This is a genomic window from Mycobacterium sp. IDUB_1 (assembly GCF_055419625.1).
Genome location: NZ_JBVAYA010000002.1, coordinates 603437 through 626043, shown reverse-complemented (window position 1 = coordinate 626043; position 22607 = coordinate 603437). Strand labels below are relative to the sequence as shown.

The window sequence follows — 22607 nt, the reverse complement described above, 5'->3', positions numbered from 1 at the left end:
GCGCAGTAGTCGGCCAAGGCACAGCCGAGGCATACCATCGACAACTGAATATGTGGCGAGGAGCGTGAACCATGTCCGGCCAGCTCGCCATCGCCCTGACCGTCGCGCTGATCGTCATCGCGGTGGCGGCGGTCGTCTTGGCGCTACGCACCCGGCGGGTGGTCGCGACACCGACCGAGCGGGCCGTGCACGCCGCGCTGCACACCGCGTCGCTCGCGGCCCGTGCGCTGCGCCAGGGCCTGACCCCGGACTCCGCCCGCGAGGCGGCCCCGTTCCTGCGGGAACTCACCGGCACCGACCGGCTCGCTCTGTTCGACAGCACCGGCAAGCTGCTGGTCTGCGATCCCGACGACCCCAGCGACGAATGGGACGCCGACGTGCGTGACGCCTGTGCGACAGCGGCCGGCGATTCGCTCTCCGGTCAGCGCCGTGTGATGGGGCACGCCCCGACCTCAGCGGTCGTCGCACAACCGCTGCTCGCCGACGGCGGCGACGTACTGGGTGTCCTGGTCGTGGTGACGACGCGCTCCCCGGGTCCGGGTCTGCTGGGCGCCGTCGGCGAGGTGGCCCGCTATGCCGCGAGTCAGATCGAACTCGCCGAACTCGACGCCTCGCGGGCCAGGCTCGACCGCGCCGAGGTCCTCGCGCTGCGCGCCCAAATCAGCCCGCACTTCCTCTACAACTCGCTGAACACGATCGCCTCGTTCGTGCGCACCGACCCCGATCGCGCCCGCGACCTCGTCCTGGAATTCGCCGACTTCACCCGCTACTCCTTCCGCGCCGCCGGCCAATTCACCACGCTGGCCGAGGAACTGAAGAACATCGACCGCTACCTCACCCTCGAGCGCGCCCGTTTCGGCGACGCGCTGCGGGTGCGGCTGCAGGTGGCCCCCGAGGTGCTCACCGTCACGGTCCCGTTCCTCGCTCTGCAACCGTTGGTGGAGAACGCCGTTCGGCACGGCTTCGCGGGACGCGGAAGTGGGTCCATCGAGTTGATCGCGCGCGACGAGGGCTCCGACTGCGTCATCTCGGTCGAGGACGACGGTGTCGGCATGGACCCCGAGGTGTTGCGTTCGGGAACGGGCGACGCACTGCCGACCGGCGACACGAGCGGCACCGAGGGCGCCTCGGCGCACGTCGGACTGACCAATGTCGACCATCGACTGCGCGCGGCGTTCGGCAACGATTACGGTCTGGTGGTCGAGACAGCGATCGGCGCCGGCACCAAGGTGACCATGCGGGTGCCCAAGTTCCGATCCGGCGTACGGGCCGATGGAGGGACGTTCGGGGTGGGTCGAAATGGCTAGGCGTGTGTAGGCAGTGAGCAGATCCCTCACCGTTCTCGCGGTCGACGACGAGGTCCCCGCCCTGGACGAGGTGGCGTACCTGCTGAGCCGTCACCCCGACATCGGCGAGGTGATCCGCGCCGGGGACGCGACCTCGGCCCTGCGGGAGCTCAATCACCGTCGCATCGACGCGGTCTTCCTCGACATCAACATGCCCGGCCTGTCGGGCATCGAATTGGCCGGGGTGCTCGCGCACTACGCGCAGCGGCCGGCCATCGTGTTCGTCACCGCTCACGACGACAAGGCCGTCGCCGCCTTCGATCTCGGCGCGGTCGACTACCTGCTCAAGCCGATCCGCGACGACCGTCTCGACGAAGCGGTCCGCCGCGTCGTGACGTCCCGCCCTGCCGACACTCCGACCGAGCGCGACGACGCCGACTCCGACGTCATTCCCGCCGAACTCGCCGGCGTCACCCACCTCATCCCCCGCATGAGCATCAGCTGGGTCGAAGCTGAAGGCGACTATGCCCGCCTCCATTCGGCGTCCGGGGCGCACCTGGTGCGGATTCCGCTCAGCACCCTGGAAAACCGTTGGGGCGAGCACGGTTTCCAGCGGGTGCACCGCTCCTACCTGGTCGCGCTGCCGTTCGTGACGGGGCTGCGCACCGCGGACGGCGCGGTCCTGGTTCGCCTGCGCGACAACGGCGCGTCACCTGCGGTGGAACTGCCCGTCAGCCGGCGCCAAGCCCGCGAGCTGCGGGACCGGGTGGTGCGCAGCCCGATGCGCAGCCTGCGCCCGGGAGGCAGCGATGAGTGACCGCCCACAGAGACAGCGGGTCGTGCTCGCGCACCGTCGCGGCGCCCGCATGGTGCGCACTCGCGTCGAGGTGCAAGAGCAGACCCAGGTGGGCGACGCGCTGGTGCGCGGGCTCGTGCGTGCGCAGCTCGGCTTGGCGCTGCGGCTCGGCGCGGTGGTGGTCTGCCTGGTAGGCGCGATCCCGGTGATCACCGCGCTGTTCCCCGCCCTGAGCTCGGTGACGGTGCTCGGGTTGCGGCTCAACTGGCTGGTGTTGGCCGGCCTGGTGTATCCGCTGCTGTACGGCATCGGCTGGGCCTACGTGCGACTCGCCGAACAGGGCGAGAGGGACTTCGTCGGCGTGGTGGACGCCGAACCGTGACCGGTTCACCGCTGACCGCCGCCGCGCTGCTGGCCGCGGCCGGTGCCACGATCGCGATCGGCGCCTACGGAGTCCGCTTCTCCCGCACCACCTCCGACTTCCTCGTCGCCTCCCGCACTGTCGGCTCGCAGTGGAACGCCGCCGCGATCTCGGGTGAATACCTTTCGGCAGCATCGTTTCTCGGCGTGGCGGGGCTGATCGCCAAGTACGGTGCCGATGCGCTGTGGTACCCGGTGGGTTTCACCGCGGGCTATCTCGGCCTACTGCTGTTCGTCGCGGCGCCGCTGCGCCGCTCGGGGGCCTACACCGTGCCCGACTTCGCCGAGTTCCGGCTCGGCTCCCAGCGGCTGCGCAAGATCGCGATGCTCGTCGTGGTGGTGATCTGCGTCTTCTATCTGGTACCGCAGTACCAGGGTGCGGGCCTGACGCTGAGCACCCTGCTCGGGACGCCGGTGTGGTTGGGGCCCTTGGCTGTCGGCGCGATCGTGCTGACCAACGTGGTGGCCGGCGGCATGCGCTCGATCACGTTCGTGCAGGCGTTCCAGTACTGGTTGAAACTGACCGCGGTGGCGATTCCCGCGCTCGCGCTGGCGGGTCTGTTCCTCGGCGATCGTGGCGGTGAGCTCGGTGGCCCGCTCCCCCCGACCGTCACGCAGGACATCACGGTGGCCATCGACACCGATGTGGTGGTGCAGGTGGTCGCCCCGGGAGGCATCACGGTCACCGGCACGCTCGACGGGCGTCCGGTGGCCGACGCGCCCGTCGGCGGCGCGGGCGAGCACACCCTGGGCGCCGGCAGCACCCTGCGGCTGGCGGCCGGCGCGGCGACACCGGTGGTGGCGGGCACCCCCGCCGCCGGGGCCGACTGGATCGCCTCGGGCGGCGGGCTGGGCGGTGCCCATCCGATGTATCAGGTCGTGTCGATCATGGTGGCGACCTTCCTGGGCACCATGGGGTTGCCGCACGTGCTCGTGCGCTTCTACACCAACCCCGACGGACGGGCGGCGCGGCGCACAGCCCTGGCGGTCATCGCGCTGCTGGCGCTGTTCTATCTGTTCCCGACGCTGCTGGGCGTGTTCTCCCGGCTCTACGTGCCGCAGCTGCTGATCACCGGAACCGCGGACGCGGCGGTGCTGCTGGCACCCGGGTCCGCGGTGGGCGGCGCGGCCGGGCAGCTGCTGGCGGCGCTGGTGGCTGCGGGTGCGATCGCGGCCTTCCTGGCGACGTCGTCGGGCCTGCTGGTCAGCTTCGCCGGCGCGTTGGCCACCGACGTGCTGGGTGGCCGCGTGCGGGACTTCCGCGTGGCTGCGGTGATCGGCGGTCTGATCCCGATTCCGTTGGCGCTGGCCGCATCCGGCGGGCTCGAGCTGTCCCGCAGCGTCGGACTGGCGTTCGCGGTGGCGGCCTCGACGCTGTGCCCACTGCTGGTGCTGGGCATCTGGTGGCGCGGCCTGACCGCCGCAGGGGCCGGGTGGGGACTGGCCGTCGGCGGGTTGCTCTCCGGCGTCGCGGTGACGGTTGCGGTCGCCGGGGGCGTCGACGACGACGTCGCCGGAGGGTGGCCTGCTGTGCTGATCGGGTATCCCGCCGCGATCAGCGTTCCGCTGGCATTCGCGACGATGATCGTGGTCAGCCGCGTGACCCGCGAGTCGGTGCCCGCTGACGTGGCGCAGACGTTCGCGCGGATGCACCTGCCGGAGAACTTGGGGATGGTCGTCGAGCGCGTGCCCGACACGTAAGCCCCTCGTCAGCCGTTCGTCGATGCCGACCGACCGCTCACCGCAGCGCTGCCCGACCTCATCGTGTTCACCCGATTGTGCCTGTTTTTGTGACCCACATCTCAACTACGGTCCTGAGCACAGCCGGTTCACAGCAGTCAGGAGCGACATCACCGTGTCCGACACCGACCTACCCATCCGCCCGGACGCGATCAGCGGGGAACGCTATCTCGAAGTCCAGGCCAGCCCGGAGTTCCAGGAGCTACGAAACAGACTGCGCCGCTTCGTGTTCCCGATGACCGGGATCTTCATCGTCTGGTACGCCGTCTACGTACTGCTGGGCGCCTTCGCCCACGACTTCATGGCCACCAGGGTGTGGGGCGACATCAACGTCGGGCTCATCATCGGCCTGGGTCAGTTCCTGTCGACGTTCCTCATCACCGGCCTCTACGTCCGCTTCGCCAACCGTGAGCTCGACCCGCGCGCCGAGGCGATCCGCACCGAACTGGAAGGCGACCTCCGATGACCACCGTCCTGGCGCAGTCTTCGACCGTCGGCAACCCCATCGCCAACATCGGGATCTTCAGCCTGTTCGTCGTCGTCACGATGATCGTGGTGATCCGCGCCAGCAAGCGCAACGCCACCGCTGACGAGTTCTTCACCGGCGGGCGCGGATTCTCCGGCCCGCAGAACGGCATCGCGATCGCCGGCGACTATCTGTCGGCAGCCAGCTTCCTCGGCATCGCGGGCGCGATCGCGGTCTACGGCTACGACGGCTTCCTCTATTCGATCGGCTTCCTCGTGGCCTGGCTCGTGGCGCTGCTGCTCGTCGCCGAATTGCTACGCAACACAGGCAAATTCACGATGGCCGACGTGCTGAGCTTCCGGCTCAAGCAGCGCCCGGTGAGGCTCGCCGCGGCCACCAACACCCTGACGGTGTCGTTGTTCTACCTGCTGGCCCAGATGGCCGGCGCCGGCGGGCTCGTGGCGCTGCTGCTCGACATCAAGAGCCGCACCGGCCAGTCCGTCGTCATCGCCGTCGTCGGCGTGCTGATGATCGTCTACGTGCTGGTCGGCGGCATGAAGGGCACCACATGGGTGCAGATCATCAAGGCCGTGCTGCTGATCGTGGGTGCCGGCTTCATGACCGTGATGGTGCTCGCCAAGTTCGGGCTGAACTTCTCCGAGATCCTCGGCTCCGCGCAGTCGGCGATCAGCGGCGCCACCACCGAAGGCGTCGCCAAGCGTGACGTGCTCGCCCCCGGCGCGCAGTACGGCGGCTCGCTGACCTCGCAGATCAACTTCATCTCGCTGGCACTGGCGCTGGTCCTGGGCACCGCGGGCCTGCCGCACGTGCTCATGCGCTTCTACACGGTGCCCACGGCCAAGGAGGCGCGGCGCAGCGTCGTATGGGCCATCGCGCTGATCGGCGCGTTCTATCTGTTCACGCTGGTGCTCGGATACGGCGCGGCCGCCCTGGTCGGGCCCGACCGCATCCTGTCCGCCGCGGGCGGGGTGAACTCCGCGGCGCCGCTGCTGGCGTTCGAACTGGGTGGCGTGGTCCTGCTCGGCGTGATCTCGGCGGTGGCGTTCGCGACCATCCTCGCCGTCGTCGCCGGCCTGACGATCACCGCGTCGGCGTCTTTCGCTCACGACATCTACGCGAGTGTCCTGAAGAACCATCAGGTGACCGAGGCCGAGCAGGTCCGGGTCTCCCGGATCACCGCGGTGGTGCTGGGCGTGTTCGCGATCGGCCTGGGCATCCTCGCCAACGGCCAGAACGTGGCGTTCCTGGTCGCGCTCGCATTCGCGGTCGCGGCAGCGGCCAACCTCCCGACGATCGTGTTCTCGCTGTACTGGAAGCGGTTCAACACCCGCGGCGCGCTGTGGAGCATGTACGGCGGGCTCATCTCGACCCTCGTGCTGATCGTGTTCTCCCCCGCGGTGTCGGGCGCCAAGACCTCGATGATCCCGGGCGCTGATTTCGCCTGGTTCCCGCTGGCCAACCCCGGCATCGTGTCGATCCCGCTGGCGTTCGTGCTCGGCATCGTCGGCACCTTGACCTCGTCGGATCGCGGCAACCCGGAGGTCAACGCCGAGATGGAGGTGCGGTCGCTCACCGGTATCGGCGCGGAGAAGGCGGTCGCGCACTGACCCGGTCTGCGGAATAGCCTCGGCGGGTATGCCGCTGAGAATGTCCGTGCACCGTTACTCGATGGCTCTGCTGGGCTACGCGTTCGCCGCGATCATGGTCGGCACCACGCTGCCCACGCCGATGTACGCGTTGTTCGCCGAGGAACTGCACTTCCACGTGCTGACGACGACGATCATCTTCGCCGCATACGCCGGCGGCGTGCTGTCGGCGCTGCTGCTGTTCGGCCGCTGGTCCGATGTGGTGGGCCGGCGGCCGGTGCTGCTGGCCGGGATCGCGATGGCGGCGGCCAGCGCCGTGGTGTTCGTCCTGGCCGACTCGGTGCCCGAACTCCTCGTCGGCCGGGTGCTGTCCGGGTTGTCGGCCGGGTTGTTCACCGGGACGGCGACGGCGGCGGTGATCGAGGCGGCGCCGCCGGCGTGGCGGGGCCGGGCGGCCGCGGTCGCCTCGGTGGTGAACATCGGCGGGTTGGGCCTGGGTCCGGTGCTGGCCGGCGTGCTCGTGCAGTACGCGCCACGGCCGCTGGACCTGAGCTTCGTCGTGCACCTCGCGTTGACGGTCGCCGCCGCGGTCGCGGTGCTGTGCTCACGGGAGACCTCCCCGCGGCAGGGCCGGCTCGGGTTCCAGCGTCTGGCGGTGCCGCCGGAGGCGCGGCCGGTCTTCATCGTGGCCGCGCTCGCGGGTTTCGCGGGGTTCGCCGTCACCGGCCTGTTCGCCGCGGTGGCGCCGTCCTTCCTGGCCGAGGTCATCGGCATCGGCAACCACGCGCTGGCCGGGCTCATCGCCGGCACGATCTTCCTCACCTCGGCGCTGGCCCAGGTCGCGGCGCGGACCATTAATCCCGAACGGGCCGTGGCGATCGGCTGCGCGATCCTGATCGCCGGCATGGCGACGCTGGCGGTGGCCCTGCACGTCGGCTCGCTGCCGGGCCTGATCGCAGCGGCCGTCATCTCCGGCATCGGCCAGGGCATCAGCTTCAGCCGGGGGCTGGCCGCGGTGTCTGAACGCACCCCGCTCGACCGGCGCGCCGAGGTCAGCTCCACCTACTTCGTCGTGGCCTATGTCGCGATCGCGGTTCCCGTGGTCGGTGAGGGCCTGGCCGCCCAGGCGTGGGGATTGCGCACCTCGGGGGTGGCGTTCGCGATCGCGGTCGCCGTTCTCGCTGCCGGCTGCCTGATCGCGATCCTGAGTGCTTCTACTCATTCGGAGGAAGCCGAGCCGCAGCTAGTTTCGGGGCATGAGCCAACGGATGCGGTTTCCCCGCCCCGATGAGGTAGAGGCAGCCACCCCGCCCGAGCGCGATCGCGCGATCGACGTCATCCGCATCACCGCGCTCGTCGGAGTCGTCGTGGGTCATACCGTGATGGCGACCAGCACCATCCGTGACGGCGTCTTCGTCTGGACCAACCTGCTGACGGTGTCGCCGGTGTTCCAGGCGCTGACGTGGGTCTTCCAGATCATGCCGCTGTTCTTCTTCGCCGGCGTGGCCGCGTCGGTGCAGACGTGGACGCCGGGCGCGAGCTGGGGCGACTGGCTGATGCGCCGCTGCACCCGCCTGTACCGGCCGGTGTTCTCCTATCTGGCGATCTGGGCTGTGACGCTGGTCGTCGCGCGGGACGTGCTGCCCGTGCACGTCTACGAACCCATCGCCGGGATCTCCATCCAGCTGCTGTGGTTCCTCGGCGCCTACGTCCTGGTGCTCGCCACGGTGCCGCTGCTCGCGCGGATCACCACGACCCGTCGCTTCGTCACGACGGTGGCCGTCCTGTACGGCGTGGTCGCCGGGGTCGACCTGCTACGCATCAGCGTCGACGGTTGGTCGGCGCTCGGCTACCTGAACTTCGCGATGTGGTTGATCCCCGGCGCTTTCGGCGTCGCCTATCGCCGCGGCCTGCTGCGCGGCCGCACGGCGCTGACGACGGCGCTCGTCGCGTTCGGCGTCAACGTGGCGCTGGTGGCCTCCGGCCCGTACGAGCTCAGCCTGGTGGGGTTGGAGAGCCAGCATCTGAAGAACATGACGCCGCCGTCGCTGCTACTGGCTGGGCACGCGATCATGATGTGCGCGTTGGCAATTGCCGCTGCGCCCGCGATCGGCCGGTGGGCGCGGCGGCCACGGGTGTGGTGGGCGACGGCGATCGGCAACTCCGGAGCGATGACGCTGTACCTGTGGCACATCCCACCGCTGCTCGCCATCCATCTCGCGTTCGACTACCTGGGCTTCCCGCGCTTCGCCCCCGCCGCGCCGGACTTCGTCGTCGTGTCCGTCCTGCAGGTGGCGATCATGGCGGCAGCGGTCGCTGCCGCGTTCGTCGCGCTGCGCCCACTGGAGAACGGCCCACTTCCGTTGTGGGACGGCGGCTTCGTGGCCGTGCCGGGGGCACGCAGTGCCGCAGTCGGATCGCTGCTCTGCATCGCCGGAGCGGCGACGCTGGCATCGGTCGGGTGGGGCCTCAAGGATCTGGGCCTACCGCTGGTGGCCGTGACGCTGTGCGCGCTGATCGCGGCGAGGGCACTGGCCCGCGACGAGCGCCCGGTCACCCAGCCGCCGCGTGAGGCGGCCGCTGCGGGAAGGTGAGTTAGCCGCTCTTGCGGCGGAACTCGCGACGGTTCTCGAGCGGGCCGTGCGCACGGGGTTGCTTCGTACCGCCGTCGCGGTGGTTGGAGCCGCCGCCCGCCTGAGCTTTCTTGCGCTCCAGCGCCTCACGGAACTTGCGCTTGTTCTCGTCCTCGGGAGTATCGGACGACTCGGCCGACCCTTGGGATGCCATGGCGCAAGCGTAGCCGCTCAGCGCTTGCCGGGCGGCATGCCGTAGAGGTGTCCGATGGGTAGGCGCATCAACACCCGCCGGTCGTCGACCATGGCGCGGCGGTAGTCGTCCCAGTCGGGGTGTTCCCCGGCGATCTCGCGGTAGAGCTCGACCAACCCCGCGACGGTGTCGTCGTTCGGTTCGGCGGCAGGCGGGGTGAGCACGGCATCGCCCTCGGCCACCGCGTAGGCCCAGCCGTCGTCGGAGCTGACATGGATGGCTGCGCGGGGATCGCGGCGCAGGTTGCGCGTCTTGGCCCGCGGCTCGGTGATCGACACCGAGATCGTCAGCGTCCGCGGATCGAAGTGATAGGACACGTTCGACAGCTGCGGTCTGCCGTCGCGTTTGAGGGTGGCCAACACCCCCAGCGAGTTCCCGGCGATCAGCGCCAACAGCTTGTCGTCGAACACGTCGCGTGTCATCACCTGAGGGTACGTCGGCGCAGGAAGTGGAATGATCGAACAGGTGGACCTCATGCACAACACGGTGACCCCGCGATGACGCACTATGTCGCGCTGTTGCGCGGGGTGAACGTGGGTGGGGTCAAGCTGAAGATGCCCGAAGTTGCGCGCGCCCTGTCCGACGCCGGCTTCACCGATGTGACGACGGTGCTGGCGACGGGCAACGTGCTCGTGAGCAGCCGGGCCGGGGCCGCCGGTGTCCGCAAGAAAGCCGAAAAGGCACTGCGTGACGAATTCGGTTACGACGCTTGGGTTCTGGTGTACGACATGGACACGTTGGCCGAGATCTCCGCCGCCTATCCGTTCGAGCGCGAACGCGACGGTCACCAGTCCTACGTCACGTTCGTCAGTGACCCCGAGGTTCTCGGCGAGCTGGCCGCGCTGTCGCCCGGGCCGAAGGAGAAGATCGAGGCGGGTGACGGCGTCGTCTACTGGCAGGTGCCCAAGGGGTCGACACTGGACAGCACCGTCGGCAAGACCATGGGCGACAAGCGGTACAAGCCCTCGACCACGACCCGCAATCTGCGCACCATCGACAAGCTGCTGGCAGCCTGAGAGCGAAGACGGAGATCACCACGGATGACACGATCACCCAAGCACGCTGCGGATCTGACGGGAGTCTCGGAGACCGCGTTGATGACGCTCGCGGTGCGAGCGGCTGAGGCGCGCCGCCCCGACGGGATCATCGACGACCCGATGGCCATCCATCTGATGGACTCGATCGACTTCGACTTCGCGAAGTTCGGCTTCACGCGCCGCCAGGACATGGCGTTGCGGGCCAACCTGTTCGACAAGTACGCCCGCCGCTATCTGCGCGACCATCCGAAGGCGACGGTGGTGGCGTTGGCCGAGGGTCTGCAGACGAGCTTCTATCGACTCGACACCACCGGCGGGGTCGGCCACGACTTCTCGTGGCTCAGTGTCGACCTGCCGCCGATGATCGACCTGCGACGGGCCATCCTGCCGCCGTCGGATCGCATCACCGAGTGCGCGCAGTCCGCGCTCGACTTCAGCTGGATGGACGGGGTCGACACCGGCAGCAACTCCGAGAACGGGGTGTTCATCACGGCCGAGGGACTGTTGATGTATCTGCAGCCCGAGGAAGCGATGTCGATCATCACCGAGTGCGCCGCCCGTTTCCCCGGCGGCCAGATGATCTTCGATCTCCCGCCGTCAGGATTCGCCGCGCTGGCCCGCCGCGGAATGCGCACCTCGCTGCGCTACCGCGTTCCGCCGATGCCGTTCTCGCTGACGGTCGCCGAGCTCGCCGATCTGGCCAACACGGTGCCCGGGGTGCGGGCCGTACACGATCTGCCGGCCGAACCTGCCCGGGGCCGTCTGCTCAACGCAGTGCTGTGGACCTGGCAGCGGCTGCCGCTGCTCGACCCGCTGCGGCCGCTGACCACGCTGCTCGAATTCGGCTGATCAGCCGAACGCCGCCTCGACATAGCGCAACGCCTGCCCTTTCCCGACCCCCAGCGCTTTGGCCGCCGACACATAGGTGTGTGCGGCGTCAGCCAGCGCAGAGTCGGCCGGGTCCGAGCTCGCAACGAAAGTGCCGAACCGGCCACGGGTTTCCAGAATGCCGGCGGCTTCCAGCTCACGATAGGCGCGGGCGACGGTGTTGACCGCCAGACCCAGCTGGCCGGCCAGTTCCCGCACGGTCGGCAGACGCGTGCCCGGCGTGAGCCGGCCGTCCCGAATACCCTCGATGATCTGCGTTCTGAGCTGGTCGAACAGCGGTCGGGCCGCTTGCGTGTCGACGTGCACCCAATCCCCCAACTCGGCCACGTGCTCAGTATCGCCCACAGCGACTAGTTTGGTGGAGTGCAGGTGACGGTCTTCAGCGGCGCCGGGATCTCGGCCGAAAGCGGTGTGCCGACGTTCCGGGACGTCGAGACCGGCCTGTGGGCCCACGTCGATCCCTACGAGATCTCGAGCTCGGACGGCTGGCGGGCGCATCCCGATCGGGTGTGGGCCTGGTATCTGTGGCGCCACCACATGATGGCGACCGTCGCACCCAACGACGCGCACCGCGCCGTCGCCGCCTGGCAGGACTACGCCGACGTGCGTGTCGTCACCCAGAACGTCGACGATCTGCACGAGCGGGCCGGCAGCACGAAGGTGTACCACGTCCACGGCAGCCTCTTCGAATTCCATTGCGACAGTTGCGGAACCGCATACAACGACGCGGTGCCCGACATGCCCGAGCCGGTCGAGTCCGTCGACCCGCCGCGGTGCGCGGTCTGCGGCGGGCTGATCCGGCCGAACGTCGTGTGGTTCGGCGAGGCGCTGCCCGACCGGGCTTGGCAGCAGTCGGTCGACGCGGTGGTCGGCGCCGACGTCGTCGTGGTGGTCGGAACATCGTCGGTGGTCTATCCCGCGGCCGGGCTCCCCGAGATGGCGGTGGCCAGCGGCACCCCGGTGATCGAGGTCAACCCGGAGCCGACGCCGCTGTCGCGCAGCGCGACGGTGTCACTGCGCGAGAAGGCGGGCACCGCACTGCCCGGGCTGCTGCAGCGGCTGCCCGCGCTGATCGGCTAGAGACTCGCTGACGACGCGGGTTTGACGGCCCGGCCGATCGCGAACTCGGCGACCGGCAGCGGCACCCAGCGGGGCATCGTCCACTCCCGGCGTGCCCCTTCCAGACGGAAGCCCGCCCCGGCGATGGTCTCTTCGGTGTGGCGATGGGTGTGGCAGTTGCCCGCCAGCCGCGGCCAGATCGTCGCGTCCGCGACCTTCTGCAAACCGGCCCTGGCTCCGGAACCGGCGACATGCTCCAGGTAGCGCATCTCGCCTCCCGGCTTCAGGAGGGAGAACAGATGGGTGACGACCTCACCGGGATGCTCGACCGAGCACAGCACCAGCGAGCACACCACCGCGTCGAACTGCCCGCCGGCCTGGAATCCCTCGACGGTGTCGGCGGTCAGCGTGACGGGCACCGGCGCCAGTGCCGCCGCGTGCTCTGCGATGACGGCGAGCCTGCGCTCGGGTTCGACAGCGACGACCTCGGTGACCGTGGCCGGATAGAACGCGAAGTTGGTTCCGGTGCCTGCGCCCACCTCGAGCACGCGGCCCGCGAGGCCGGCCAGGTTCTCCCGGCGCAACCGCCGCACCGATTCCGGTTCGCGGGCCGACATCGCGGTCCACATGCGCGCGAAGAACGGGTTGTCGACAGTGGTGGCCATCCGAGAGCTCCTCACAAACGACCGTCAGAGGTCCGGTCTACAGCTGAACCTACCCGCGGGTAAGAATTGCCACAGTTTTCCGAGTCTGGACTCAAAGTTTCCTTAGACCCCGAGGTTACTGTTCAGTACATGTGGATCGACGACACCAATGCTGATGTCATCAAGGTTGATTTCGACGCCCTCTACCACGGCGATGTTCTCGTCGAGGGATTGACATCGGAGCAGCTCGACGACGAGCAGTTCCTGCCCTTCGCAGTGTGACAAGAGAGCGCGCGCCCATGACGGACGCGCGCTCTTTCCCGCTGTTCTAGACCGCTGAGGTCTGCGCGACCATCCCGGCCAACCGGCCGCGGATCAAGTCTTCTGCCTCGGCCACGATGCGCGACACCAGGTCGCCCACCGTCGGGATGTCGTTGATCAGGCCCATGGCCGTACCGACAGTCCAGATTCCGGCGTCGACATCTCCGTCGTCGAACACCTTCCGGCCCCGCGACCCGGCCACCAGATCCTTCACGTCGTCGAATTGACCGCCGCCCTTGAGGATCTCCACGACCTCCCGCGACACCGCATTCGATGCCACCCGCGCCGTGTTGTGCAGTGTCCGGAAGATCAGCTCCGTGCCCCGCTCGTCCCCGGCAACGATCGCGTCCTTGACGTTGTCGTGGATGCACGACTCCTGGGTGCACATGAACCGCGATCCCATGTTGATGCCGTCTGCGCCCAGTGCCAGCGCGGCCACCAGTCCGCGGGCGTCCGCGAACCCGCCGGAGGCGATCATCGGTATCTCGATCTTGTCCGCGGCAGCCGGAATCAGCACCAAGCCCGGGATGTCGTCCTCCCCGGGATGACCCGCACATTCGAACCCGTCGATGCTGATGCCGTCGACGCCCAGGCTCTGCGCCTTGACGGCATGCCGCACCGAGGTGCACTTGTGCAGCACCTTGATGCCGTTGTCGTGGAACATCGGCAGGTGCGGCGCCGGGTTGGAGCCCGCCGTCTCGACGACCTTGATGCCAGCGTCGACGATGACCTGGCGGTACTCGTCATACGGCGGCGGGTTGATCGTCGGCAGGATCGTCAGGTTCACGCCGAACGGTTTGTCGGTCAGGTCCCGCGTCCTGGCGATCTCGTTGGCCAGGTCAGCAGGCGTCGGCTGCGTCAGCGCCGTCAGGAACCCCAGCCCGCCCGCATTGGCAACGGCCGCAACGAGTTCCGCGCGACCCACCCACTGCATACCGCCCTGGGCGATCGGATGCTCGACACCGAAGGTCTCGGTGAACTTCGTGCGGATGCTCACCTCTGCCCTCGGCTCTTCGCGCAAGCGCTCATCGCGGGGCCATCCGGATCGCGCCGTCGAGACGGATCGTCTCTCCGTTGAGCATCGGGTTCTCGACGATGTGCGTGGCCAGGGCGCCGTACTCGTCGGGGTCACCGAGGCGCGCCGGGTGGGGCACCTGCTTGCCCAGCGAGGCCTGCGCCTCCTCGGGCAGCGAGCCCAGCAGCGGAGTCTTGAACAGGCCCGGCGCGATGGTGACGACGCGGATCAGATCGCGGGAGAGGTCACGCGCGATCGGCAGCGTCATGCCGACAACGCCGCCCTTGGACGCGGAGTAGGCGGCCTGCCCGATCTGGCCGTCGAACGCTGCCACCGACGCGGTGTTGATGATGACGCCGCGCTCCCCGTCGATCGGCTCGGTCTTCGCAATGCGTTCAGCCGCAAGGCGAATCACGTTGAAGGTGCCGATCAGGTTGACCTCCACCACCTTGCGGAAGCCGTCGAGCGGGAAAGGCCCCTCCTTGCCGAGGGTCTTGATCGCGTTGCCGATGCCCGCGCAGTTGACGTCGATGCGGACCGGGCCCATCTCTTCGGCCGCGTCCAGCGCTGCGCTGACCTGCTCGGGATCGGTGACGTTGGCCTCGACGAACTTGGCGCGCGGCCCCAGCTCGGCGACCGCCTCGGCACCCTTGAGGTCGATCACCACGACGGATGCACCACGGTCCAGCAGGCGCTTCGTGGTCGCCAGACCGAGACCGGATGCACCTCCGGTGACGACCGCGACAGCGTCCTTGATCTCCATTGATCGATTCCTTTCTGTTGGCTAAACCCAGTCCTGCAGAACAGCTTCGGTGTCGGCACCCGGCACGCCCGGCGCCTCCGGGGAATCCGGCACGCTGCGGGAGAACCGCGGGGCCGGCGCGGGGTAGAGGTTCCCGTTCTCCTGGTAGAAGGTGCCGCGCTCGGTGTTGTGCGGTTCGGATTCGACCTCGGCGAACGACAGCACCGGCGTGACGCAGGCATCGGTGCCGGCGAACGTCTTCGCCCAGTGGTCGCGATCGTGCGCGCCGAACGCCTCGGTCAGCCGCGCCCGCAGTTCGGGCCACCGGCTCACGTCGTTCTGGTCGGGCAGATCGGCGGCGTCGAGCCCCAGGCCCTTGAGCATCTCGGCGTAGAACTGCGGCTCGATCGCTCCGACGGCGACGTAGCGGCCGTCGGCGCAGGTGTAGGTGTCGTAGTAGGGCGCACCGGTGTCGAGCATGTTGGTGCCGCGCTCGTCGCTCCACATGCCGGTGCCGCGGAACGCCCACATCATCGCCATCAGCACGCTGGAGCCGTCGACCATGGCGGCGTCGACGACCTGACCCTTGCCCGAGGTCTGCCGCTCCCACAGCGCTGCGAGGACCCCGACCAGCAAGAACATCGATCCGCCGCCGAAGTCGCCGGCGAGGTTCAGCGGCGGCACCGGGCGCTCACCGGCGCGGCCGATCGCGTGCAGCGTGCCGTTGAGAGAGATGTAGTTGATGTCGTGGCCGGCTTGCTGCGCCCGGGGTCCGTCCTGGCCCCAGCCGGTCATCCGCGCGTAGATGAGGCGTTCGTTGACCTTGGCGCAGTCATCAGGGCCCAGGCCGAGCCGTTCGGTGACCCCGGGGCGGAACCCCTCGATCAGCACGTCGGCCTTGGCGATCAGGCTCAGTACCTTCTCGACGTCGGCCGGGTCTTTGAGATTGGCACCGATCGATCGCCGGTTGCGCAGCAGGTAGTCGCCGCTGGGTGCGCCGCCGCCCTTACCGGGACGTTCCACGCGCACGACGTCGGCGCCCAGGTCGCCGAGGATCATCGCCGCATGGGGGCCAGGGCCGATGCCTGCCAACTCCACCACGCGTAGTCCCTGCAGAGGTCCAGCCATCTCCAACCGCCCTTCGTCTCGGTCGCTCGGTCGAGCCCGACATAGCTTACTTGTATAACCTTCTCGGCCGACCTAGGGTGCCTGACTATGGCGACGACGCAGGACTACGTAGGTATCGACGACCTCCGGGTGAGCCGTGATGCGGGCGTGCTGACCGTGACACTGCACCGGCCGGACAGCCTGAACTCGCTGACCGCCCCGATGCTGACCACGCTGGCCGACACCCTCGAACGCGCCGCCGGCGACCCCGAGGTGCGGGTGGTGCGCATCGAAGGCGCCGGGCGTGGCTTCTCGTCAGGCGCGGGCATCAGCGAGTCCGACCATGCCAACCCCGGCGCGGCGGGTACACCGGCCGAGGTGCTGGATGCCGCCAACCGGTGCATCCGCGCGATCGTGGCGCTGCCGCAGCCGGCGGTCGCCGCGGTGCAGGGCGCCGCGGCGGGTGTCGGGGCGTCCCTGGCGTTGGCCTGTGACGTCGTATTGGCTTCGGAGAAAGCATTTTTCATGCTCGCCTTCACCAAGATCGGGCTGATGCCCGACGGCGGGGCGTCGGCGTTGATCGCCGCGGCGATCGGGCGGATCCGTGCGATGCGAATGGCGCTGCTCGCCGAGCGCATTCCCGCGGCCGAGGCTTTCGACTGGGGGCTGGTGAGCGCGGTGTACCCGGCCGATGATTTCGCCGCGGAGGTCGACGCGGTGATCGCGCGGCTGGCCCGCGGCCCCGCCGTCGCTCAGCGCAAGACCAAGGACGCGGTCAACGCGGCGACGCTGGCCGAGCTCGAAGGTGCGCTGGAGCGCGAGAAGGAGGGTCAGCTGATCCTGCTCGAGGCCGGCGATTTCCGCGAGGGCGCACGCGCCTTCCAGCAGCGCCGAGAGCCCACCTTCACCGACTCCTGACCCCCACCCCTTCCGCCCAAACCGACGTTTGGGCGGAAAAGTGCGAGTACCGCGCGCCTTTTCGTCGATCTCGGCGCCCGGGTAGGAGCGTTGACGCCCGCTCGGCACCCCGGCAGCACTCGAAAATCGTTCGACGCGACCACTACTCGTCAGCCACCATCGATCGGTGAGCACAGGTTTCGAGATCGAGACGCCGGCGGCAGATGCCCGCTGGCGCGTGCTCGCGCCTTTCCAGTTTCGCGAGTACCGCCTCCTCATCGCCGCGGTATCGCTGTCGATCTTCGCCGAAGGCATGTGGGCGGTGGTGATGACGTTGCAGGTGATCGCCATCGACAACGACCCCACCTCGCTGTCGCTGGTCGCGACGTGCCTGGGCCTGGGTCTCGTCGCGTTCGTACTCGTCGGCGGCCTGGCCGCGGACCGACTCCCCCAGCGGGCGATCATCATCGTCGTCGAAATCGTCAACACCGCAGTGGTTTCCACCGTCGCGGTGCTCGGCTTCGCCGGCACGCTACGGATCTGGCATCTCGCGGTCGCGGCCGGCGCGCTGGGGGTGGCGGCCGCGTTCTTCTTCCCCGCCTACTCCGCTCTGCTACCGCGCATCCTGCCGGCCGAACAGCTGCTGGCCGCCAACGGTGTCGAGGGGATCGTCCGGCCGGTGTTCCAGCGCGCGGCAGGACCCGCGGTGGCCGGCATGCTGATCGGCGCGACGTTCCCCGCTGTGGGCGCACTCGTGGTGGCAGTACTGTTCGGCGTCGGCCTCGCGCTGCTCATCGCCACCCGGCCGGCCACCACACCCGCTCTCGCACAACCACAGTCACGGTTGCTGCGCGATCTGCGCGACGGCGTCGGATTCGTCTGGCGCACACCGTGGCTGCTGTGGACACTGCTGTTCGCCAGCATGTTCGTGCTGGTGGTGCTCGGCCCCATCGAGGTCCTGCTGCCGTTCATCGTGGCCGACAGGTTCGCCGATGGTGAGCAGACCTACGGGCTGGTCCTGGCGTTCTTCGGTCTGGGTAGCGCGCTGGGCGCACTGGCGGTGTCGTCACGACAGCTTCCCCGCCGGTACCTGACCGTGATGATGACGATGTGGGGGTTGGGCTCGATCCCGCTCGTGATCGTCGGCGTCACGTCGTCGTTCCCGGCGATGGCGGCGGCGACGTTCGTCATCGGCGTCACCGACGGCGCAGGCATGGTCATCTGGGGCACGCTCCTGCAGCGGCGGGTGCCGCCAGCGATGCTGGGCCGGGTGTCGAGCCTGGACTTCTTTGTCTCACTCGCCTTCATGCCGGTGTCGTTCGCGATCATCGGCCCGCTGTCGAAAGTGGTCTCGATGCAGACCATCTTCCTCGTCGCGGGTTTGATGCCGGTCCTGCTGGCGGCCACAGCGATGGCCGCGGCCCGAATGCGGCGCGACGAGCTCGCGCACCCGCTGCGTTAGACCCCGAACAGCGGGGGCAGCGCGAGGACCATGACCAGACCCCAGAAGAAGTGCGTCAGCATCGAGGCGAGCACTCCCCCGGTGGCGCGGCGTTCGAGCGCGCACACGGTGCCGAGGACGATCGCCGCGAAGCCCAGCATCGGGTTGCCGGTCGTGGCCGCGGTCGCGATGACGTACAGCACGGTCGATACCAGCACCGGCTTGTACTTCCACAGTGCGGTGTAGAGCGCGCCGCGGAAGAACATCTCCTCGGCCAAGCCGTTGATCACCGTGATGAACGCGATCACCCACAGCGGCGCCGTGTTGACGTACTCGAGCACGCTGGTGATGTAGTCGCGCACCGGGGGGATCTGGCGCGCCACCAACGCACCCACGACGAAGATCGCGCCCAAGCCGAGCCCGACAGCGGTACCGGTGATGACCGGGCGTTGGTTGCGCCCGCGGAAGCTGACGTGCCCCCAGTGCAGCGGGCCGGACAGGAACGCCCCGATCGCCCAGACCGCGGCCAGCGCCAGCGTGAGCCAGACGAACGAGCTGTCGCCGGGTGGACGGCTGAGCGAGTAGCCGAGCAGCGCCGCACCGATCAGCAGGAACACCCCGACGACGAACTTGCGGCGGGTGACCATCGACGGCGGTTCGTTGAATGCCGGCGCCTTGGCGCGAGCGATCTGTTTGATCTCGCCGGACAGCGGCGTGTGGTCATCAGCGTTCACGCAATACTCCCCTTGGGCACCAGTCCGATCACGTGGTCCAGACCGGTACGGACGGCAGCGGCGACGGGCTTGGGCACCAGACCGAGCAGCCCGAGGACCGGCTGGACGGCGGTGGGCGTGACGGCGCAGGCGAGTTGACGCAGCCGCAGCGCATCGCCACCCGCCCAGTCGGGATCGGTGTCGGCGAGGTGGTGCGGGTCGGCGAGCTTGTCGACCGGCCGGCGTCGCGGGCTGGTGATGGCTGCGCGCATCGCGTCCTCGATGCCGGTGAGGCCTCCCGGCGGATCAGGCACCAACCCGGCGAGTCCGTCCTGGGTAGCCATCATCGGGAAGTCCAGCGATTCGATGAGGTCGCCCGCCAAGCCGCCGGGCACCGGGAGGATGACGCCGCTGACCGCGGACACCAGTCCGGTGTCGATGCCGTAGACCGGAACCGGGGTCCGCCAGATTCCGGCGATGCGCGCATAGGTGCGCAGCAGATCCCCGTAGGTGGTGGTCTCAGGGCCGCGGATGTCGTAGGAGCCTGCCGGCACCTTCTCGTCCGCGGCGGCGACGAGGTAGTGCAGCACGTCGCGAATCGAGATCGGGTCGATCGGGTTGGCCGACCATGCCGGCATGGGCAGGAGCAGGAATCGGTCGGCGACGTAGCGCATCATCTCGAACGACGTCGACCCGGCGCCCAGCACGATCGCCGCGCCGAGCCAGACGACGTCGGGGCCCCCGTCGACGTGGAGGGCGTGGGCGACTTCGGCGCGGCTCGCCAGGTGTTCCGAGAGCGGTCCGCCGTCGGCGGCCTGCGGCACGAACCCGCCGAGGTAGACGATGCGGCGCACCCCTGCCGCCTTGGCCGCCTCGGCGACATTGGCGGCTGCCTGGTTGTCGGCCTCCCGGAATCCGGGCTGGCCGATGCCGTGCACCAGGTAGTAGACGACGTCGATCGGCCCGGCGTCGTCGAACGCCCGACGCGCGGAGTCGGCGTCACCTGCGTCCAGCTCGACCGCCGAAACCCGGTCGTGCCAACCGAATTCGCGCAGCCTCTCCGGGTTGCGGCTGACGGCGACGACGTCGTTGCCGTCGGCCAGCAGTGCCGCGACGAGGCGAGAGCCGATGTAGCCGCTCGCGCCGGTGACCAGAGTTCGATTACCCACGACTGGCCTGTACCCCAACCATCGGTATGTCAGACGTTGCCTGTGTCACGGTGCAATTTGACCAGCTCCTGGTACAGCAGCGCGTTGGTCCGAATGCCCTCTTTCTCGGCGTCGCCGAGCTCGCGGCGCACCTTCGCGGGCACCCCGGCGACCATGGTTCCGGGCGGGATGTCGGCACCCTGGGACACCACGGCCCCAGCCGCGATCAGACATCCGGCGCCGATGGTGGCCCCGTTGAGGACCACTGCTCCCATCCCGATCAGCGTGTCGTCGCCGACGGTGCAGCCGTGCAGCACCGCGTTGTGCCCGACGGTCACGCCCGCACCGATGCGCGCGGGGAACCCCGGGTCGACGTGGACCGTCACGTTGTCCTGGATGTTGCTGCCCGGCCCGATCTCGATGTCCTCCGTCTCGGCGCGCAACGTGGCGCCGTACCAGACGCTGGCTCCCTCGGCCAGGATGATCCGGCCGACGAGGGTGGAGTTCGGGGCGGCCCAACTCTGCGGGTGCAGCTGCGGTGCGTGCCCAAGAACGGGAAGGATCAGTGGCTCCGGCATGGCGCCATCGTAGGGTCGGCTACCACTTCCCCAGCGGGCGCGTGCGATCCTCTCGTCGTGACAGTGACGTCGACCCCCACCGCTCAGCAGATCGTCGAAGGCGTCGATCTGACCGGCAAGACCGTCGTGATCACGGGCGCGACGTCGGGACTGGGGCGGGAGTCGGCCCGATGCGTGGCGCTCACTGGCGCCCGGGTGGTCTTGACGGGCCGGGACACGTCAGAGCTCGCCGACACGGACGCATGGATTCACGAGCAGGTGCCGCAGGCGCTGACGGCGACGGTGCATCTGGACCTGGCGTCGCTCGCATCGGTGAGTGCGGCCGCGGCGCAGATCAGCGACCTCACCCCCGCCGTGCATGTCCTGATGAACAACGCCGGGGTCATGTTCACCCCGTTCGAGCGGACCGTCGACGGTTTCGAGATGCAGTTCGGCACCAACCACCTCGGTCACTTCGAGCTGACCCGCTCGCTGCTGCCCGCCCTGGTCGCCGCCGACGGCGCTCGCGTGGTGAACCTGTCGTCGGAGGGTCACCGGATCGGCGACGTCGACCTCGACGACTCCAACTGGGAGCGCCGTGATTACGACAAGTTCGCCGCATACGGCGCGTCGAAAACCGCCAACGTGCTGCACGCGGTCGAACTGGATCGGCGGCTGCGCGACAGCGGCGTGCGGGCCTACGCGGTGCATCCCGGCATCGTCGCGACGTCGCTGGCCCGGCACATGGACGAGCAGGATTTCGCCGCGCTGAACCTGCGGGGGCGCACCAATCGCCAGTTCACGACGCCCGAGTACGGCGCCGCCGCGCAGGTGTGGGCTGCGGTCAGCGACGACGTCACCGAGCTGGGTGGTGTCTACCTGTCCGACTGCGCGGTCGCCGAGGCTGCGCCCTACGCCACCGACGAGGCCCGCGCCCTGACGCTGTGGCATCTCTCCGAAGACCTCTGCACGGCCGCCGTCGGCGCTTGATAACCGCAGGTCAGCAACTCTTCTGTAACGCTTCGTAGCGCAACCGCGACACATTCTCGACTTGGTCGTGACCCGAGCGTGCGCTTAGCATGCCAAGCGACCTGACGAGCATGAGGAGCAGAACGTGAAGACCCGCCCCAGCAAGGCCATCGGCATCGCTGCGAGTGCCGCCGCGATCGCCCTGTCGGTTCCGCTGGCCGTGAACGCATCCGCGCAGCCGACCACGACGACGGTGACGGCCGAGATCCCCGACCCGCAGGGCAAGTGCGATCCGTTCAAGCAAGCGGTGCCGAACTGGAAGAGCCTGGCCAATCTGCCCGTCAGCAAGGTGCTGGCCAGCATCCCGGACGTCAGCTCGTTCAACGCGGCGGTGTCCGGCCAGCTCAACCCGGCCGTCAACATCGACCCGGTGCTCGACAACGGCCCGTTCGTGGTGTTCGCGCCCACCAACGAGGCGTTCGCCGAGCTGCCGCCTGAGCAGCAGGAGATGCTGCGTACCGATCCTGCCGCGCTGACCAGCCTGCTGTACTACCACGTGTTCCTCGGACTGCTGGGCCCCGATGACGTGAAGGGTCAGCGGCCCACCCAGGAGGGCACCGAGATCGAGGTCACCGGCTCCGGTGACGACCTCAAGGTCAACGAGACCACCAAGGTGGTGTGCGGTGGCATCCAGGCCCAGAACGCGCGCATCTACCTGGTCGATCACGTGCTGAACCCGGCGGACGCACCGGCCCCGACCACGCCGACGAGCACATCGTCGACGTCGGAGGCGGCGACCCCGTCGGCCACGCCGACGACGACGGCCGCGGCGCCGCTGCCGGCCGAGACCACCACTCCGGCCGCCGAAGCCCCGATCGGTTAGTGATTTCGGCGTGGTTGTCGACGCCTAGCGACGACAACCACGCCG

Annotated in this window: 26 protein-coding genes; 16 read left to right on the top strand and 10 right to left on the bottom strand. The window is 68.9% G+C overall.

Annotation, left to right across the window (positions count from 1 at the left end):
* Positions 1 to 71 precede the first annotated feature (71 nt).
* The 8 genes from ACZYYX_RS16040 (at position 72) to ACZYYX_RS16005 (ending at position 8909) form a co-directional block, all read left to right on the top strand.
* Complete coding sequence (locus ACZYYX_RS16040; protein ID WP_463815521.1) at positions 72 to 1307, top strand: sensor histidine kinase; 1236 nt, start codon at positions 72 to 74, stop codon at positions 1305 to 1307.
* 13 nt (positions 1308 to 1320) lie between these two features.
* Positions 1321 to 2103: a LytR/AlgR family response regulator transcription factor gene (locus ACZYYX_RS16035; RefSeq protein ID WP_463815519.1), complete on the top strand. Its 783-nt coding sequence runs from the start codon at positions 1321 to 1323 to the stop codon at positions 2101 to 2103.
* Positions 2096 to 2464, top strand: a complete 369-nt coding sequence (locus ACZYYX_RS16030; RefSeq protein ID WP_463815518.1) for a hypothetical protein — start codon at positions 2096 to 2098, stop codon at positions 2462 to 2464. The genes ACZYYX_RS16035 and ACZYYX_RS16030 overlap by 8 nt, the downstream gene beginning before the upstream one ends.
* A complete protein-coding gene (locus ACZYYX_RS16025; RefSeq protein WP_463815517.1) occupies positions 2461 to 4203 on the top strand; it encodes a sodium/solute symporter in 1743 nt (580 codons plus the stop codon). The genes ACZYYX_RS16030 and ACZYYX_RS16025 overlap by 4 nt, the downstream gene beginning before the upstream one ends.
* A 154-nt stretch (positions 4204 to 4357) precedes the next feature.
* Complete coding sequence (locus ACZYYX_RS16020; protein ID WP_463815516.1) at positions 4358 to 4708, top strand: DUF485 domain-containing protein; 351 nt, start codon at positions 4358 to 4360, stop codon at positions 4706 to 4708.
* The gene (locus ACZYYX_RS16015) at positions 4705 to 6336 is read left to right on the top strand and encodes a solute symporter family protein (protein ID WP_463815515.1); all 1632 of its coding nucleotides are present in this window, start codon (positions 4705 to 4707) and stop codon (positions 6334 to 6336) included. Before ACZYYX_RS16020 ends, ACZYYX_RS16015 begins: the two co-directional genes overlap by 4 nt.
* 28 nt (positions 6337 to 6364) lie before the next feature.
* Complete coding sequence (locus ACZYYX_RS16010) at positions 6365 to 7606, top strand: MFS transporter (protein WP_463815514.1); 1242 nt, start codon at positions 6365 to 6367, stop codon at positions 7604 to 7606.
* Entirely contained in the window at positions 7572 to 8909 is a 1338-nt protein-coding gene (locus tag ACZYYX_RS16005) for an acyltransferase family protein (RefSeq protein ID WP_463815512.1), read from the top strand. The genes ACZYYX_RS16010 and ACZYYX_RS16005 overlap by 35 nt, the downstream gene beginning before the upstream one ends.
* Before the next feature lies 1 nt (position 8910).
* Here ACZYYX_RS16005 and ACZYYX_RS16000 read toward each other — a convergent pair whose 3' ends face one another.
* Together ACZYYX_RS16000 and ACZYYX_RS15995 are read right to left on the bottom strand one after the other, a co-directional pair.
* Positions 8911 to 9102, bottom strand: a complete 192-nt coding sequence (locus ACZYYX_RS16000; protein ID WP_463815511.1) for a DUF5302 domain-containing protein — start codon at positions 9100 to 9102, stop codon at positions 8911 to 8913.
* Between the two features lie 17 nt (positions 9103 to 9119).
* Positions 9120 to 9563, bottom strand: a complete 444-nt coding sequence (locus ACZYYX_RS15995; RefSeq protein ID WP_463815510.1) for a PPOX class F420-dependent oxidoreductase — start codon at positions 9561 to 9563, stop codon at positions 9120 to 9122.
* Between the two features lie 75 nt (positions 9564 to 9638).
* Between ACZYYX_RS15995 and ACZYYX_RS15990 the strand changes: the two genes are divergently transcribed.
* Together ACZYYX_RS15990 and ACZYYX_RS15985 are read left to right on the top strand one after the other, a co-directional pair.
* The gene (locus ACZYYX_RS15990; RefSeq protein WP_463815509.1) at positions 9639 to 10157 is read left to right on the top strand and encodes a DUF1697 domain-containing protein; all 519 of its coding nucleotides are present in this window, start codon (positions 9639 to 9641) and stop codon (positions 10155 to 10157) included.
* 24 nt (positions 10158 to 10181) lie between these two features.
* The gene (locus tag ACZYYX_RS15985; RefSeq protein WP_463815507.1) at positions 10182 to 11027 is read left to right on the top strand and encodes a class I SAM-dependent methyltransferase; all 846 of its coding nucleotides are present in this window, start codon (positions 10182 to 10184) and stop codon (positions 11025 to 11027) included.
* On the opposite strand, the gene ACZYYX_RS15980 is transcribed toward ACZYYX_RS15985, so the two are convergent.
* Entirely contained in the window at positions 11028 to 11393 is a 366-nt protein-coding gene (locus ACZYYX_RS15980) for a GntR family transcriptional regulator (RefSeq protein ID WP_463815506.1), read from the bottom strand.
* 36 nt (positions 11394 to 11429) lie between these two features.
* On the opposite strand from ACZYYX_RS15980, the gene ACZYYX_RS15975 reads away from it, so the two are divergent.
* A complete protein-coding gene (locus tag ACZYYX_RS15975) occupies positions 11430 to 12146 on the top strand; it encodes an NAD-dependent deacylase (protein WP_463815505.1) in 717 nt (238 codons plus the stop codon).
* On the opposite strand, the gene ACZYYX_RS15970 is transcribed toward ACZYYX_RS15975, so the two are convergent.
* On the bottom strand, positions 12143 to 12790 hold the full coding sequence (locus ACZYYX_RS15970) for a class I SAM-dependent methyltransferase (protein ID WP_463815504.1): 648 nt from the start codon (positions 12788 to 12790) through the stop codon (positions 12143 to 12145). The two genes, ACZYYX_RS15975 and ACZYYX_RS15970, sit on opposite strands and share 4 nt — an antisense overlap.
* Before the next feature lie 129 nt (positions 12791 to 12919).
* On the opposite strand from ACZYYX_RS15970, the gene ACZYYX_RS15965 reads away from it, so the two are divergent.
* Positions 12920 to 13051, top strand: a complete 132-nt coding sequence (locus ACZYYX_RS15965) for a hypothetical protein (protein ID WP_463815503.1) — start codon at positions 12920 to 12922, stop codon at positions 13049 to 13051.
* 46 nt (positions 13052 to 13097) lie between these two features.
* On the opposite strand, the gene ACZYYX_RS15960 is transcribed toward ACZYYX_RS15965, so the two are convergent.
* The 3 genes from ACZYYX_RS15960 to ACZYYX_RS15950 are packed head-to-tail and all read right to left on the bottom strand — an operon-like array spanning position 13098 to position 15975.
* Entirely contained in the window at positions 13098 to 14087 is a 990-nt protein-coding gene (locus ACZYYX_RS15960) for an NAD(P)H-dependent flavin oxidoreductase (RefSeq protein WP_463815502.1), read from the bottom strand.
* A 28-nt stretch (positions 14088 to 14115) separates the two neighbouring features.
* Positions 14116 to 14868: a 3-hydroxyacyl-CoA dehydrogenase gene (locus ACZYYX_RS15955; RefSeq protein ID WP_463815501.1), complete on the bottom strand. Its 753-nt coding sequence runs from the start codon at positions 14866 to 14868 to the stop codon at positions 14116 to 14118.
* 21 nt (positions 14869 to 14889) lie between these two features.
* Positions 14890 to 15975: a CaiB/BaiF CoA transferase family protein gene (locus ACZYYX_RS15950; protein ID WP_463815500.1), complete on the bottom strand. Its 1086-nt coding sequence runs from the start codon at positions 15973 to 15975 to the stop codon at positions 14890 to 14892.
* Positions 15976 to 16062: 87 nt separating this feature from the next.
* Here ACZYYX_RS15950 and ACZYYX_RS15945 point away from each other — a divergent pair, with 87 nt between their 5' ends.
* Positions 16063 to 16872, top strand: a complete 810-nt coding sequence (locus ACZYYX_RS15945; protein ID WP_463815499.1) for an enoyl-CoA hydratase — start codon at positions 16063 to 16065, stop codon at positions 16870 to 16872.
* A gap of 184 nt (positions 16873 to 17056) precedes the next feature.
* Positions 17057 to 18313 (top strand): tetracycline efflux MFS transporter Tet(V), encoded by a 1257-nt coding sequence (gene tet(V) / locus ACZYYX_RS15940; protein WP_463815821.1) that lies wholly within the window; start codon positions 17057 to 17059, stop codon positions 18311 to 18313.
* Here the strand turns inward: tet(V) and ACZYYX_RS15935 are convergent.
* From ACZYYX_RS15935 to ACZYYX_RS15925, 3 genes are read right to left on the bottom strand one after another with little or no spacing between them, the layout of a single operon-like run.
* On the bottom strand, positions 18310 to 19026 hold the full coding sequence (locus ACZYYX_RS15935; RefSeq protein WP_463815498.1) for a lysostaphin resistance A-like protein: 717 nt from the start codon (positions 19024 to 19026) through the stop codon (positions 18310 to 18312). The two genes, tet(V) and ACZYYX_RS15935, sit on opposite strands and share 4 nt — an antisense overlap.
* Positions 19023 to 20174 carry an NAD(P)H-binding protein gene (locus ACZYYX_RS15930; protein WP_463815497.1) on the bottom strand — a complete coding sequence of 384 codons (1152 nt, stop codon included), beginning with the start codon at positions 20172 to 20174 and terminating at the stop codon, positions 19023 to 19025. Before ACZYYX_RS15930 ends, ACZYYX_RS15935 begins: the two co-directional genes overlap by 4 nt.
* Before the next feature lie 29 nt (positions 20175 to 20203).
* On the bottom strand, positions 20204 to 20731 hold the full coding sequence (locus ACZYYX_RS15925) for a gamma carbonic anhydrase family protein (protein ID WP_463815496.1): 528 nt from the start codon (positions 20729 to 20731) through the stop codon (positions 20204 to 20206).
* 57 nt (positions 20732 to 20788) lie between these two features.
* Here ACZYYX_RS15925 and ACZYYX_RS15920 point away from each other — a divergent pair, with 57 nt between their 5' ends.
* Entirely contained in the window at positions 20789 to 21700 is a 912-nt protein-coding gene (locus ACZYYX_RS15920) for an SDR family NAD(P)-dependent oxidoreductase (RefSeq protein WP_463815495.1), read from the top strand.
* 124 nt (positions 21701 to 21824) lie between these two features.
* Entirely contained in the window at positions 21825 to 22562 is a 738-nt protein-coding gene (locus ACZYYX_RS15915; RefSeq protein ID WP_463815494.1) for a fasciclin domain-containing protein, read from the top strand.
* Positions 22563 to 22607 lie beyond the last annotated feature (45 nt).